This is a genomic window from Amnibacterium sp. (assembly GCF_051956055.1).
GTDB lineage: Bacteria > Actinomycetota > Actinomycetes > Actinomycetales > Microbacteriaceae > Amnibacterium.
Genome location: NZ_JBQCGC010000013.1, coordinates 22,166 through 36,040, shown reverse-complemented (window position 1 = coordinate 36,040; position 13,875 = coordinate 22,166). Strand labels below are relative to the sequence as shown.

At 72.9% G+C, this 13,875-nt stretch carries 11 protein-coding genes and 1 pseudogene; 7 read left to right on the top strand and 5 right to left on the bottom strand.

Features of this window, described 5'->3' with window-relative positions; all coding sequences use genetic code 11:
• Window positions 1–72 precede the first annotated feature (72 nt).
• The 5 genes and pseudogenes from ACTHLI_RS02285 to ACTHLI_RS02265 form a co-directional block, all read right to left on the bottom strand.
• Window positions 73–831, bottom strand: a pseudogene (locus ACTHLI_RS02285) (ABC transporter permease); the annotation flags it as partial.
• On the bottom strand, window positions 828–1,634 hold the full coding sequence (locus tag ACTHLI_RS02280; RefSeq protein WP_440181206.1) for an ABC transporter ATP-binding protein: 807 nt from the start codon (window positions 1,632–1,634) through the stop codon (window positions 828–830). The pseudogene ACTHLI_RS02285 and the gene ACTHLI_RS02280, both read right to left, overlap by 4 nt.
• 14 nt (window positions 1,635–1,648) lie before the next feature.
• Complete coding sequence (locus ACTHLI_RS02275) at window positions 1,649–2,497, bottom strand: DUF4097 family beta strand repeat-containing protein (RefSeq protein WP_440181205.1); 849 nt, start codon at window positions 2,495–2,497, stop codon at window positions 1,649–1,651.
• Window positions 2,498–2,567: 70 nt separating this feature from the next.
• A complete protein-coding gene (locus tag ACTHLI_RS02270; protein WP_440181204.1) occupies window positions 2,568–3,056 on the bottom strand; it encodes a histidine kinase in 489 nt (162 codons plus the stop codon).
• 54 nt (window positions 3,057–3,110) lie between these two features.
• On the bottom strand, window positions 3,111–3,680 hold the full coding sequence (locus ACTHLI_RS02265; protein WP_440181203.1) for a CDP-alcohol phosphatidyltransferase family protein: 570 nt from the start codon (window positions 3,678–3,680) through the stop codon (window positions 3,111–3,113).
• Window positions 3,681–4,000: 320 nt separating this feature from the next.
• Here ACTHLI_RS02265 and ACTHLI_RS02260 point away from each other — a divergent pair, with 320 nt between their 5' ends.
• The 7 genes from ACTHLI_RS02260 to ACTHLI_RS02230 all read left to right on the top strand — a co-directional run bounded on the left by ACTHLI_RS02260 (window position 4,001) and on the right by ACTHLI_RS02230 (window position 13,864).
• The gene (locus ACTHLI_RS02260) at window positions 4,001–4,090 is read left to right on the top strand and encodes a potassium-transporting ATPase subunit F (RefSeq protein WP_440181202.1); all 90 of its coding nucleotides are present in this window, start codon (window positions 4,001–4,003) and stop codon (window positions 4,088–4,090) included.
• Between the two features lies 1 nt (window position 4,091).
• Complete coding sequence (gene kdpA, locus ACTHLI_RS02255; RefSeq protein WP_440181201.1) at window positions 4,092–5,771, top strand: potassium-transporting ATPase subunit KdpA; 1,680 nt, start codon at window positions 4,092–4,094, stop codon at window positions 5,769–5,771.
• A complete protein-coding gene (kdpB, locus tag ACTHLI_RS02250; protein WP_440181200.1) occupies window positions 5,768–7,912 on the top strand; it encodes a potassium-transporting ATPase subunit KdpB in 2,145 nt (714 codons plus the stop codon). The genes kdpA and kdpB overlap by 4 nt, the downstream gene beginning before the upstream one ends.
• A gap of 19 nt (window positions 7,913–7,931) precedes the next feature.
• Window positions 7,932–8,534 (top strand): potassium-transporting ATPase subunit KdpC, encoded by a 603-nt coding sequence (gene kdpC / locus ACTHLI_RS02245; protein WP_440181199.1) that lies wholly within the window; start codon window positions 7,932–7,934, stop codon window positions 8,532–8,534.
• A 76-nt stretch (window positions 8,535–8,610) separates the two neighbouring features.
• The gene (locus tag ACTHLI_RS02240) at window positions 8,611–11,112 is read left to right on the top strand and encodes an ATP-binding protein (RefSeq protein WP_440181198.1); all 2,502 of its coding nucleotides are present in this window, start codon (window positions 8,611–8,613) and stop codon (window positions 11,110–11,112) included.
• Window positions 11,109–11,789, top strand: coding sequence for a response regulator (locus ACTHLI_RS02235; RefSeq protein ID WP_440181197.1), 681 nt, complete (start codon window positions 11,109–11,111; stop codon window positions 11,787–11,789). The genes ACTHLI_RS02240 and ACTHLI_RS02235 overlap by 4 nt, the downstream gene beginning before the upstream one ends.
• An 80-nt stretch (window positions 11,790–11,869) precedes the next feature.
• On the top strand, window positions 11,870–13,864 hold the full coding sequence (locus ACTHLI_RS02230; protein WP_440181196.1) for an amino acid transporter: 1,995 nt from the start codon (window positions 11,870–11,872) through the stop codon (window positions 13,862–13,864).
• Window positions 13,865–13,875 lie beyond the last annotated feature (11 nt).

Here is a 13,875-nt window from a genome sequence, read left to right as displayed (position 1 = left end):
CCGCGGAGTCGCGAGGCCGATGAAGCGGCGCAGGGCGCCCGTCCGGCCGGACGGGCGCCCCACGGCGGCTCCGGAGAAGCGGCGCCGGGACACGGCCATCGAGACGACGTAGCCGACGAGCAGGAGGACGACGCACCAGGCGAGCGCCACCCAGATGTCGGCGCCGACCGGCTGCTGCGCGAGCAGCGCGCGGATCGCGTTCACGATCGGGGTCACCGGCTGGTACTCGGCGAACAGGCGCACCGGCGTCGGCATCGACCCGGTCGGCACGAACGCCGAGCTGATGAAGGGCAGCAGGATCAGCGGATACGAGAACGCGCTCGCGCCGTCGACGGAGGACGCGGTGAGTCCCGGGATGACCGCGAGCCAGGTCAGCGCCAGCGTGAGCAGCAGCACGATCCCGAGCACCGCGAGCCAGGCCCCGAGATCCGCTCCCGAGCGGAAGCCGATCAGCAGTGCGACCAGCACCACCACGACCACCGAGATCAGGTTCGCCAGCACCGAGGTGAGCACGTGCGCCCACAGCACGGCCGAGCGCGCGATCGGCATGGACCGGAACCGTTCCAGGATGCCGTTCTGCAGGTCCTGGAACAGCCGGTACGCGGTGTAGGAGACCCCGCTCGCGATCGTGATCAGGAGGATGCCCGGCAGCAGGTAGTCGACGTAGCTGCCCGACCCGGCCCGGATCGCCCCACCGAGGACGAACACGAACAGCAGCAGGAACGCGATCGGCATCAGCGCCGTCGTGATGATCGTGTCGAGGCTGCGGGTCACGTGGCGCAGCGAGCGCCCGGTGAGCACCGCGGTGTCGCCGATCAGGTGCGTGGTCATTCCGAGTCCTCCCTCGATGCCGCAGCGCCGGTCTCGGGCGCCCTCCGTGTGCCGACGAGCGCGAGGAAGACCTCCTCGAGGCTCGGTCGCCTCTCGACGTACTCGACCTCCGCCGGCGGCAGCAGCCGCTGCAGCTCCTCGAGCGTCCCCTCCACGAGGATCCGGCCCTCGTGGAGGATCGCGATCCGGTCGGCGAGGCGCTCGGCCTCCTCGAGGTACTGGGTGGTGAGCAGCACCGTCGTGCCGCCGGCGGCGAGCCCTTCGACCGCCGCCCACACCTCCTGCCGCGCCTCCGGGTCCAGCCCGGTGGTGGGCTCGTCGAGGACGATGACGCCCGGGCTGCCGATGAGGCTCATCGCGATGTCGAGCCGTCGCCGCATCCCGCCCGAGTAGGTCGCCACGCGCCGGTCGGCCGCGTCCGTGAGCGAGAACCGCTCGAGCAGGTCCGCGGCGATCGCGTCGACCCCGGCGAGGTGCCGGAGCCGCGCGACGAGCGCGAGGTTCTCCCGCCCGGTGAGGATCTCGTCGACCGCGGCGAACTGCCCGGTGAGGCTGATGACCTCCCGGACCTCTGCGGCGCTGGTGCCGACGTCGAAGCCCTGGACGGTCGCGGTGCCGCCGTCCGCGTGCAGCAGCGTGGCGAGGATGCGGACGACGGTCGTCTTGCCGGCCCCGTTGGCGCCGAGCAGGGCGAAGATCGTCCCGGGTGCGACCTCGAGATCGACGCCGCGCAGCACCTGCAGCTGCTTGTAGGCCTTCGTGAGCCCGCGCACCGCGATCGCGGGCGCCATCGTGTCGGTCATCGCTCCTCCTCCGTTCACGCGAACTCGACGGCACGGCGGACGACGACGTCCGCCCAGGTGCTGCTCAGGTGCAGCTCGACGGTGTGCTCGGCCTCCTCCGGTGCCGGGCCCGCGGTCAGCTCGTTGCGCACCGCCCCGTGCTCGGAGGCGGCGTCGAGCCATGCCGCGGTGCCGGCCGGGACGCCGACCTCGACGTCCGCGTACCCGTTCTCGAGCCGGACGACCCCGGAGGTCGCGGCACCGATCCGCAGCACGCCGTGCGCGCTGCGCGCGGTCACGTCCCCGAGCGCGGTGCCGATGGTCAACGGCCCGGAGAGCCGGGCGTCGACCGCTCCCCTGGTCACGCCGAGGTCGACGGAGCCGTGCGCCGCCCGGACGCGGGCGTCCCCGCCCACGCTGCCGATGCGCGTGCGGCTGTGGCCGGCCTCGAGGTCCAGCCGCCCCGCGACCTCGCGCACGTCCACCTCGCCGTACGGGGCCGAGAGCGTGAGATCGGCCGCGCTGCCGATGGCCACGGTGCCGTACTTCGCGTCGACCACCGCACGGCCGACCCGGCCGGTGATGCGGACGGCGCCGTAGGCGCTGCGGACCTCCACGTCCGACCCGGTGGGGAGCGCGACGCGGAGGTCCACCGAGTCGTTCTTGCCGAACAGGCTCATCCGGCGCGGCACGGCGACGCGGACGCGGCGGCCGTCGAAGTCGACGACGGCGCTCTCGGCGAGCGAGCGATCGCCCGCACGGGCCGGTTTCGTGGGGAGCACGTCGACAACGACGTCGGCGCGGTCCTCCGCGGCGATCTCGATGTGGCCGACGGCGAGGTCGACGTCGAGCGCGACCGGCTCGGACGTCTCGAAGACGGGCATGACGATTCCTTTCGAAGGCGTGCGGGGATCACCCCACCCCGGGCTCGGGGTGGGGAACGAGGAGGGAGGGTCAGCGCACCCAGCCGGTGAAGCGGTTCCCGTTCTGCGCGGGCGCCGGCCGGCGCGTCGGTTCGAGGGCGGCCGCCACGGCTCGGACGAGCCAGGAGTTCACGGAGACCCCCTCGGTCGCCGCGGCCTGCTCGACCCGGGATTTGAGGCGCTCCGGCAGCCGGAGGGTCGTGCGGAAGGTGGCGGCCTCATCGTCGGCGGCGACGGGGTCGGAGGAGCGCTGCGCCATCGGGGCCTCCGCGGGCTCGGCGGGCCGCGTGACGACGAGCTCCGGGTCCTGTCCGCGGAGCCGGACGTCGACGGCGCCCGGCGCCAGCTCGCGGCTCACCTCGCCGGCCGCCTCGGCGAGCAGCTCGAGGAGGGCGAGCCGGATCGCGGGCTCGAGCGCGGTGCTCATCCGCTCGGCGAGCGCCCGCGTCTCCTCCGTACCCCCGTCCGCGACGGCGGCGAGCTGGGTCCGGAGACGGTCCGCGTAGCGCTCCAACTGCATGACACCACTGTGACACCACATGGTGTCACCCGTCAAGGGCGAGTGCCTCGCAGGTCAGCGGCGCGGCCGTCTCGCCAGGAGGACCCGGAGGTAGCCGAGCCCGGCGAGCAGATGGAGCCCCGCGCCGAGGGCGCAGAGCGCCTGGCCGGCGGCGGCGAACGGGAGCCCCGTCGGGATGAGCGAGACACCGAGCAGGGCGAGACCGACCATGAGCAGCGCGGTCCGGATCTTGCCCAGCCAGGTGACGCCGGGCGGCTTCCCCGCGCGGCGGGCGAGGTAGAGGACGCCGAGCCCCACGTCGACGAGCACGACGACCAGCGGTACCCAGAGCGCGAGGCGTCCGGCGACCACGAATGACACCACGATCGACACCACGCCGACGCGGTCCGCGATCGGGTCGAGGACGGTGCCCACCGCGCTCGTCTGCCCCAGCCGGCGCGCGAGGAACCCGTCCACCCAGTCGGTCGCCCCGAACAGGACGAGCAGCACGAGGGCGAGCACCGGCCGGACGCCCTGGACCACGAAGACGACGATCGGGACGATCAGCGCGAGCCGTGCGACCGTCACCACGTTCGGGACGGTCCACCAGCCGAGCGCGCGCGGCTCCGCGGACTGGACGCTCATACGGCGCCCCCGCCTCGTGCGCGCCGGACCATGTCGAGCACCGTACGTGCCCGGAGGCGGTCACGGGGCGTGGCGCGGGCGGTTCGCGATCGTAAACACCGCGTAGAGGGTCCCCGCGCAGCCGTGTGGAAGCCGTAAAGACGTGGATCGGCGCGCTGCGGACGGGGGTTCCCTCGGTGGTGCCTGCCGAGCGGCGGGCCGGTCCGCGCTCGCGGGTCGCGATCCTCGGGAGCTCCTCCAGTGCTCGACGTCCTGTCCATCGCCGGCGTGCTCGTGCTCGCCGGCCTCACCGCCCTGACCGCGAGAGCGGCGGCGAAGCGGTGATCGTCCTCGACCTCGTCGCGGCGGTGCTCGCCGTCGCCGCGATCGCCTACCTGGTGGTCGCCCTCGTGAAGCCGGAGTGGTTCTGACGTGGACGCGCTCCGGTTCGCCCTCACCCTGCTCACCCTGCTCGTCGCGCTCGTCGCGCTCGGCTGGCCGCTGTCCACCTGGATGGCGCGCACCTACCTCACCGACCGCGACTGGCGGCTCGAGCGCGGCGTGTACCGCCTGCTCGGGGTCGACGCGCGCGCCGAGCAGCGCTGGCCGAACTACCTCCGCGGCGTCCTCGCGATCTCGGTGCTCGGCGTCCTGCTCCTCTACGGCATCCAGCGGCTCCAAGCCGTGCTGCCCTCCTCGCTCGGCCTGCCGGCCGTGCCTCCCGGCCTCGCGTTCAACACCGCGATCTCCTTCGTCACCAACACGAACTGGCAGTCGTACTCGCCCGAGACGACGCTGGGCTACACCGCGCAGTTCGCCGGCCTGGCCGTGCAGAACTTCCTCTCCGCCGCGACGGGCATGGTCGTCGCCGTCGCGCTGATCCGCGGCATCGCCTCCCGCGGCGGCCGGGGCACGCTCGGCAACGTCTGGGTCGACCTGGTCCGGACGCTCACGCGGATCCTGCTGCCGATGGCCTTCGTCGCAGCGATCGTCCTGCTCGCGACCGGCGTGATCCAGGACTTCGGCGGCTTCCAGACGGTGCACACGATCACCGGCGGCACGGCGACGATCCCCGGCGGCCCGGTCGCCTCGCAGGAGGCCATCAAGGAGCTCGGGACGAACGGCGGCGGGTTCTTCAACGCGAACTCCGCGCACCCGTTCGAGAACCCGACAGGGTTCTCGAACCTGTTCGAGATCGTCCTCCTGCTGCTGATCCCGTTCGCGCTGGCCCGCACCTTCGGGATCATGGTCGGCGACCGCAGGCAGGGCCGCGCGGTCCTCGCGGCGATGGTGGCGCTGTACGTGCTCTCGCTCACGGCGCTGACCGCCCTCGAGCTGGGCGGCGCCGGCACCGCCACGCAGGCCGCGGGGGCCGCGATGGAGGGCAAGGAGCAGCGCTTCGGCATCCTCTGGTCGACGCTGTTCGGCACGAGCAGCACGCTCACCTCGACCGGTGCGGTGAACTCGATGCACGACTCCTTCACCCCGCTCGGCGGGATGCTGCCGATGCTCAACATGATGCTCGGCGAGATCGCGCCGGGCGGTGTGGGCACCGGGCTCTACGGGTTCCTGATGATCGCGATCCTCGCGGTCTTCCTCGCCGGGCTGATGATCGGGCGCACCCCGACCTACCTGGGCAAGAAGATCGGCTCGCGGGAGATCACCTTCGTCAGCCTGTACCTGCTCACCACCCCGACCGTGCTGCTCGCCGGGCTCGGGCTCACGTTCGCGATCCCCGCGGTCACCGCGGACGTCGCCTCGACGTCCATCGCGAACCCGGGGCCGCACGGCTTCTCCGAGGTGCTGTACGCGTTCACCTCCGCGGCCAACAACAACGGGTCGGCGTTCGCGGGGCTCACCGCGAACACGCCCTGGCTGAACGCCGCGCTCGGCGCCGCCATGTGGCTCGGCCGGTTCATCCCGATCGTGTTCACGCTCGCACTCGCCGGTTCCTTCGCGGAGCAGCAGACGCACGGCACGGCCGAGACGGGCGGCCTCATGACCCACCGCCCGCAGTTCGTCGTGCTCGCCGTGGGCACCGTCCTCATCGTCACCGCACTCACCTACCTCCCGGTGCTCGCACTGGGACCGCTCGCCGAAGGACTCGCATGAGCACCACCACGACCCGCGCCCCGCAGGAGGCGCCGACGGACGCGCAGCAGGACCTGCGGGCGCCGAAGGGCGCGTTCAGCGCCTCCCAGCTGGTGAAGAACCTGCCCGACGCGATCCGCAAGATGAGCCCGCGCGACCTCGTGCGGAACCCCGTCATGTTCATCGTCGAGGTCGGCGCCGCGCTCGCCACCGTGCTCGCGATCGCGCTGCCGTTCCAGGGCGCGACGAGCACCGAGATCGGCTTCACCTGGGCGATCGCCGTCTGGCTGTGGCTCACCGTGCTGTTCGCCACCCTCGCGGAGGCCGTCGCGGAGGGCCGGGGCCGGGCGCAGGCCGCATCCCTCCGCGCCACCCGCACGACGACCTCCGCCGCCCGGGTGCTCGGCTACGACCCGGAGACGGACGCCGCCGCGCTGCGTGTGGACACCGAGACCGTCGCGTCCGCCGACCTCCGGCCCGCCGACGTGGTGGTCGTGGTGGCCGGCGAGGTCATCCCGGGCGACGGCGACATCGTCTCCGGCATCGCGTCGGTCGACGAGTCCGCGATCACCGGCGAGTCCGCGCCCGTGGTGCGGGAGGCGGGCGGCGACCGCAGCGCGGTGACCGGCGGCACCCGGGTGCTGTCCGACCGGATCGTCGTGCGCATCACGTCCCGACCGGGTGAGACGTTCGTCGACCGGATGATCGCGCTCGTCGAGGGCGCGGTGCGGCAGAAGACGCCGAACGAGATCGCGCTGTCGATCCTGCTCTCGACGCTCACGGTCATCTTCCTCGTCGTCGTGCTCGCGATCGGGCCGATCGCCGGCTTCCAGCACGCGGCCCCGTCGATCGCGGTGCTCGTCGCGCTGCTCGTCTGCCTCATCCCCACCACCATCGGGGCGCTGCTCTCCGCGATCGGCATCGCCGGCATGGACCGGCTCGTGCAGCGCAACGTGCTCGCCACCTCCGGCCGCGCGGTCGAGGCCGCGGGCGACGTCTCCACGCTGCTGCTCGACAAGACGGGCACGATCACGTACGGCAACCGGCGGGCGGTCGCGTTCCTCGCCCTCCCCGGCGTCGAGGAGCGGCGGCTCACGGAGGCGGCGGCGCTCTCCTCCATCGCGGACCCCACCCCGGAGGGCGCGAGCGTCGTCGAGCTCGCCGCCGAGCGGGACGTCGTCCCCGCGGATCGGGCGGGGCGGACGATCGTGCCGTTCACCGCCCAGACCCGCATGAGCGGCATCGACGAGGCGGACGGCAGCGCCCTGCGCAAGGGCGCAGCGTCCCAGGTGCTGCGCTGGGTGCAGGAGCACGGGCCCATCGAGCCGGCGGTCGCGGCCGCGCTCGACGAACGCGTCCGCGGCATCTCCGAGCAGGGCGGCACCCCGCTCGCGGTCGCCGAGCGCGACGCGGACGGCACCGCGCGCCTCCTGGGCGTCATCCACCTGAAGGACGTCGTGAAGACCGGGCTCGTGGAGCGGTTCGCCGCGCTGCGCGCCATGGGCATCCGCACCGTGATGATCACGGGCGACAACCCGATCACCGCGAAGGCGATCGCCGCCGAGGCGGGGGTGGACGACGTCCTCGCCGAGGCGACGCCGGAGGACAAGCTCGCGCTGATCCGCAAGGAGCAGGAGGGCGGCCGCCTCGTCGCCATGACCGGCGACGGCACGAACGACGCACCCGCGCTCGCGCAGGCGGACGTCGGCGTCGCGATGAACACGGGCACGTCGGCCGCGAAGGAGGCCGGCAACATGGTCGACCTCGACTCCGACCCGACGAAGCTCATCGACATCGTCACGATCGGCAAGCAGCTGCTCATCACCCGCGGGGCGCTCACCACGTTCTCGATCGCGAACGACGTCGCGAAGTACTTCGCGATCATCCCCGCGATGTTCGTGGGGGTCTTCCCCGGGCTGCAGGCGCTCAACATCATGGGGCTGCACTCGTCCGCCTCCGCGATCCTCTCCGCGGTGATCTTCAACGCGCTCGTGATCGTCGCGCTGATCCCGCTCGCCCTCCGCGGCGTCCGGTACCGGCCCTCCTCCGCCTCCGCGCTGCTGACCCGCAACCTGCTCGTCTACGGGGTCGGCGGCGTGATCGCCCCGTTCATCGGCATCAAGCTCATCGACCTCGTCGTGAGCCTCGTCCCCGGCTTCTGACGGATTCGAAAGGAATCGCATGTCCTCCGTCCTCACCCGCAGCGGCGTCCGCACCTGGACCGTCGCGCTGCGGCTGCTGCTCCTCGCGACCGCCGCGACGATCGTGTACACGCTCGCCGTGACGCTGATCGGGCTCGCGCTCCCGTTCCAGGCGAACGGGTCGCTCGTCTCCTCGGGAGGGCGGGTCGTCGGCTCCGCGCTGATCGGGCAGTCCTTCACCGACGCGAAGGGGAACCCGCTCCCGCAGTGGTTCCAGTCACGGCCGTCCGCCGCCGGCACCGGGTACGACGGCGGCTCGTCCTCCGGCAGCAACCTCGGCCCGGACAACCCGGCCCTGCGCAAGGCGATCGACCAGCGCAAGGCCGTGATCCGATCCACCGATGGCGCGGGCACGATCCCCGCTGACGCGGTCACCGCCTCCGGCTCCGGTCTCGACCCGCACATCTCGGAGGCGTACGCGCTGCTGCAGGTGGACCGGGTCGCGGCCGCCCGCGGGCTGCCCGCCGCGACCGTCCGTTCCCTCGTCGAGCGGCACGTGCAGGCGCCCGATCTCGGCTACCTCGGCGAGCCGACGGTGAACGTCCTGCAGCTGAACCTCGCGCTCGAGGCCCTCTCCCGATGACCCCGACCCGCTCGGTGCATTTTGAAGGGGTTCCTGTGGGCCTGCGGCCGACAGAAACCCCTTCAAAATGAACAGCATGACCAGGGGTCGGCTGCTCGTCTTCCTCGGCGCCGCACCCGGCGTCGGGAAGACGTACGCGATGCTCGAGGAGGCGCACGGCCTGATCGCCCACGGGAAGGACGTCGTCGCGGCCGTCGTGCTCGACCACGGCCGCTCCGCGACGGCCGCGCTCGCGAAGGGCATCGAGACGGTGCCGCCCAGGATCGTGCAGCACGGCGGGCTGCGCCTCGAGGAGGTGGACCTCGACGCGGTGCTCGCGCGCCGCCCGGGCGTCGCGCTCGTCGACGAGCTCGCGCACTCGAACGCGCCCGGCTCCCCGCACGCCAAGCGCTGGGAGGACGTCGACACGCTCCTCGACGCCGGTATCGACGTGCTCTCGACCGTGAACATCCAGCACATCGACTCGCTGAACGACGTCGTCGAGCGGATCACCGGCATCCCGCAGCGCGAGACCATCCCCGACGGGGTGCTCCGTCAGGCCGACCGGATCGAGCTCGTCGACCTGGCGCCGCAGGCGCTCCGCGACCGGCTCGCCGCCGGGCAGGTGTACCCGGAGACGCGGATCGACGCGGCGCTCTCGAACTACTTCCGCGTCGGCAACCTCACCGCGCTGCGCGAGCTCGCGCTGCTCTGGCTCGCGGACGAGGTGGACAGCGCGCTCCAGCGCTACCGCAGCGAGCACGGCATCGCCGCCGCCTGGGAGGCGCGCGAGCGGGTGGTGGTCGCGCTGACGGGCGGCCAGGAGGGCGAGACGCTGCTGCGCCGCGGCGCGCGGATCGCGGCCCGGTCGGGCTCCGGCGAGCTGCTCGCGGTGCACGTGACGAGCGAGGACGGGCTCGCCGCCCCGGATCCCGGAGCGCTCGCCGCGCAGCAGGTCCTCGTCGAGCAGCTCGGCGGCAGCTACCACCGCATCGTGGGCGAGGACATCCCGACCGCCCTGATCGGCTTCGCGCGCGCCGTGCACGCGACCCAGCTCGTGCTCGGCGTCTCGCGCCGGTCCCGCCTCGTCGCGCTGCTCACGGGGCCTGGCACGTCGACGCGCGTGATCCGCGCCTCGGGCGACATCGACGTGCACATCGTCACCCACGGCTTCGCGGGCACGCGATCCTCGCTCGTGCCGCAGCGGCGCGGCGCCCTGTCCGCCAGGCGCCGGCTGCTCGGCTTCGCCGTCGCGGTGGTGGGCGGCCCGCTGCTCAGCCTCCTGCTGTCGGCGACGAGGACCCCGGACGGCCTGACCGCCGACGCGCTCGCGTACCAGCTGCTCGTGATCTTGGTGGCACTCGTCGGCGGCGCGTGGCCCGCGGCGTTCGCCGCGCTGCTCTCCGGGCTCACGCTCGACTACCTGTTCACCGAGCCGCTCTTCACCCTGACGATCGCGCGCCCGGAGCATCTCGCCGCCGTCGCGATCTACCTCGTGAACGCTCTGCTCGTGAGCGTCGTCGTCGACCGCGCGGCGCGGCTCACCCGGGTCGCCCGGCGTTCGGCCAGCGAGTCGGCGGTGCTGGCGACGATCGCGGGCGGCGTGCTCCGGGGCACCGACGCGGTGCGGGCGCTGCTCGAACGCACGAAGGAGGCGTTCGGCATGTCCGCGGTCCGGCTGATCGTCGACGGCCGGGTCGTGGAGGAGCACGGTGAGCAGGAGCCGGACGCCGTCGTGAGCAGGGTCGCCGTCGACGCCGCGACGGCGGTGGAGCTCGTGGGGCGGCCGCTCGACGCCGCCGACCGGGGCATCCTCGACGTCGTGGCGACCCAGCTCGGTGTCGCGCTCGAGCAGCGGGCGCTCACGGACACAGCGCGCCGGCTCGAGCCGCTCGCGGAGGTGGACCGGGTGCGGTCCGCGCTGCTCGCGGCCGTCGGGCACGACCTGCGGCGCCCGCTCGCCGTCGCGACCGCCGCGGTGACGAGCCTCCGCTCCTCCGAGGCGCGGCTCAGCGACTCGGACCGCGGGCAGCTCCTCGAGAGCGCGGAGCGCAGCCTCGACGTGCTGGCCCGCCTGGTGACCGACCTGCTCGACGTCAGCCGCGTGCAGGCGGGCGCCCTCGCGGTCTCGCTCGAGTCGATCGACGTCCCCGACCTGCTGCCCGCCGCACTCGAGGATGTCGGCGCGGGGCCGGACGCGGTCGTGCTGCACGTCCCGGAGGCCCTGCCTCCGGTGCGCGCCGATCCCGTGCTGCTCACCCGCGTGCTCGTGAACCTGCTCTCGAACGCGCTGCGGCACTCCCCCGCCGGCTCGCCTCCCGAGCTGTCGCTCTCGACGTTCGGGGAGCAGCTGCAGGCCAGGGTCATCGATCACGGCCCGGGCATCGACGAGGACCGCCGCAGCCGGATGTTCGAGCCGTTCCAGCACGAGTCCGACGCCACCGACTCGGGCGGGATCGGGCTCGGGCTCGCGCTCTCGCGCGGGTTCGCCGAGGGGATGGGGGCGACGCTCGAGGCGGAGGACACCCCGGGCGGCGGCCTGACGATGGTGGTCGGCCTGCCGATCGACGCGACCGTCCGGGAACCGGCGGACGCATGAGGATCCTCGTCGCGGACGACGATCCGCAGATCCTGAAGGCGCTCCGCATCATCCTCGGCGCGCACGGGTACGACGTCTCCCTCGCCCGCGGGGGCAGGGAGGCCATCGACCTCGCGGCGCACGACCGGCCCGATCTGATCCTGCTCGACCTCGGGATGCCCGGTCTCGACGGCGTCGCCGTGATCGAGGCCGTGCGGGGCTGGACGACGACGCCGATCCTGGTCGTCTCGGGCAGGTCCGACACCTCGGGCAAGGTCGACGCCCTCGACGCCGGCGCGGACGACTACGTCACCAAGCCGTTCGCGACGGAGGAGCTGCTCGCGCGGATCCGCGCGCTCACGCGCCGCGCGCCGGAGGCGGCGGAGGAGCCGGTGGTGGCTTTCGGCGACGTCGTGGTCGACCTTGCGGCGCGGCAGGTGAAGCGGGCCGGGCAGGACGTGCGGCTGACCCCGACCGAATGGGCGCTGCTCGAGCAGCTCATCCGGAACCCGCGACGGCTCGTGACGCAGCAGACGCTGCTGACGAGCGTGTGGGGTCCGACCCACACGCGCGACTCCGGCTACCTCCGGATCTATCTCGGCACCCTGCGCAAGAAGCTCGAGCCCGAGCCCTCCCGGCCGCGCTACCTCATCACCGAGCCCGGGATCGGCTACCGGTTCACCCCCGACGAGCGCTGAGCGGGCGCGCCGGGGACCCGGCGTATGGAAGGCGTAAAGACCCGGGTGCCGCGGGGGTGCGCGCTGCGATACTCCGCCCCGTGGTCGAGCAGGTGGGGGCGGTCGCGGCGACCGGAGGGGGCGTACCGGACGTCTGCGCCCGGCCGCCGCGCCACCGCGGTCGGCTCGCGCGCTGGGCGCTGGAGGGGCAGACGGAGCGCGCCGGGGCGCACCCGGGCCCGCACGGGGTGACGCGGCACACCCACGCCTGGATCCGGGTGATGTGCCTCACCGGCGTCGACTACTTCTCGACCCTCGGCTACCAGCCCGCGATCGCGTTCCTCGCCGCGGGTTTCGTCTCCCCGCTGGCCACCCTCGTCCTCATCGCGCTCACGCTGCTCGGCGCGCTCCCCGTCTACCGCCGGGTGGCGTCGGAGAGCTTCCGCGGTGAGGGCTCCATCGCGATGCTCGAGCGCCTCCTGCCCTGGTGGGGCGGCAAGCTGTTCGTCCTGGTCCTGCTCGGGTTCGCGGCGACCGACTTCATGATCACGATCACCCTCTCCGCTGCGGACGCGGCCGCGCACGCGGTGCAGAACCCGCTGATGCCCGCCGCGCTGCACGGCGCGGGGCTGTGGGTGACGCTGCTGCTCGTCGCCGCGCTCGGCGCCGTGTTCCTGAAGGGCTTCCGGGAGGCGATCGGCGTCGCCGTCGTCCTCGTCGCGGTCTACCTCGCCCTGAACGCCGTGGTGGTGGTCGACGGGCTGATCCAGGTGCTCGGGCATCCGACCGTCTTCGCGAACTGGTCGACCGCGCTGCTGCACCAACAGGGCGGCTCGATCTGGGGCGCGATCGGCCTCGCGCTGCTGGTCTTCCCGAAGCTCGCTCTCGGGCTCTCCGGGTTCGAGACCGGCGTCACCGTCATCCCGCAGATCCACGGCGACGCCGGGGACACCGACGACGCGCCGACGGGCCGTATCCGGGGCGCGAAGCGACTGCTGACCACGGCGGCCGTCACGATGAGCCTCTTCCTCATCACCACGAGCTTCATCACCACGCTGCTCATCCCCGCGAAGGCGTTCCAGCCGGGCGGCGCCGCGAACGGTCGTGCCCTCGCCTACCTCGCGCACGAGAGCCTCGGACCGGTGTTCGGCACCGCCTACGACCTGTCGACCATCGCGATCCTCTGGTTCGCGGGCGCGTCCGCGATGGCCGGCCTGCTCAACATCGTGCCGCGCTACCTGCCCCGCTACGGCATGGCGCCGACGTGGGCGCGCGCGGTGCGGCCGCTCGTGGTCACCTTCACCCTGATCGCGGTCGTGATCACGCTGCTGTTCGACGCGAACGTCGACGCGCAGGGCGGCGCCTACGCGACGGGCGTGCTCGTGCTGATCACCTCGGCGACCGTCGCGGTGACGCTCTCCGCGGTGCACCGCCGCCAGCGCGGGCTCGCGGTGTTCTTCGCGGTCGTCGCCGTCGTCTTCGCGTACACGACCGTCGCGAACGTCATCGAGCGCCCCGACGGCGTGAAGATCGCCGCGGTCTTCATCGCGGGCATCCTCCTCGTGTCCTTCGCGTCCCGGCTCCGGCGCTCGTTCGAGATCCGGGCCACGAGCCTCACCTTCGACGACCGGGCGCTCGAGTTCCTCGCGGAGGCGGAGGAGTACGGCGAGGTGCACCTCGTCGCCTCCGACCCCGACCGCCGCAGCCGTGAGGGGTACGAGGCGAAGGCGAGGGAGGAACGGCACGACAGCCACATCCCCTCCCGCGCGTCGATCATCTTCCTTGAGGTGCGCAAGGCGGACTCCTCCGACTTCGAGGAGGACCTGGTGGTGCACGGCACGGTCCGGCACGGCTTCCGGGTGCTCGAGGTGACGAGCGGCAACATCCCGAACACCATCGCCGCCGTCCTCCTGCAGCTCCGCAACATCACCGGGGTCGTCCCCCACATCTACTTCGAGTGGACGGAGGGGAACCCGCTGTCGAACATGCTGCGGTTCCTCGTCTCGGGCGAGGGCGAGGTCGCACCGGTCACCCGCGAGGTGCTCCGCGAGACGGAGCACGACGTCCGCAGGCGGCCGATGGTGCACGTGAGCTGAGCGCCGTCGGC

Excerpts from the sequence above, each read along its gene's own strand:
- ACTHLI_RS02280 (WP_440181206.1), bottom strand. The coding sequence starts at position 1,634 with ATGACCGACACGATGGCGCCCGCGATCGCGGTGCGCGGGCTCACGAAG.
- ACTHLI_RS02275 (WP_440181205.1), bottom strand. The coding sequence starts at position 2,497 with ATGCCCGTCTTCGAGACGTCCGAGCCGGTCGCGCTCGACGTCGACCTC.
- ACTHLI_RS02270 (WP_440181204.1), bottom strand. The coding sequence starts at position 3,056 with ATGCAGTTGGAGCGCTACGCGGACCGTCTCCGGACCCAGCTCGCCGCC.
- ACTHLI_RS02265 (WP_440181203.1), bottom strand. The coding sequence starts at position 3,680 with ATGAGCGTCCAGTCCGCGGAGCCGCGCGCGCTCGGCTGGTGGACCGTC.
- kdpB (WP_440181200.1), top strand. The coding sequence starts at position 5,768 with ATGAGCACCACCACGACCCGCGCCCCGCAGGAGGCGCCGACGGACGCG.
- kdpC (WP_440181199.1), top strand. The coding sequence starts at position 7,932 with ATGTCCTCCGTCCTCACCCGCAGCGGCGTCCGCACCTGGACCGTCGCG.
- ACTHLI_RS02240 (WP_440181198.1), top strand. The coding sequence starts at position 8,611 with ATGACCAGGGGTCGGCTGCTCGTCTTCCTCGGCGCCGCACCCGGCGTC.
- ACTHLI_RS02235 (WP_440181197.1), top strand. The coding sequence starts at position 11,109 with ATGAGGATCCTCGTCGCGGACGACGATCCGCAGATCCTGAAGGCGCTC.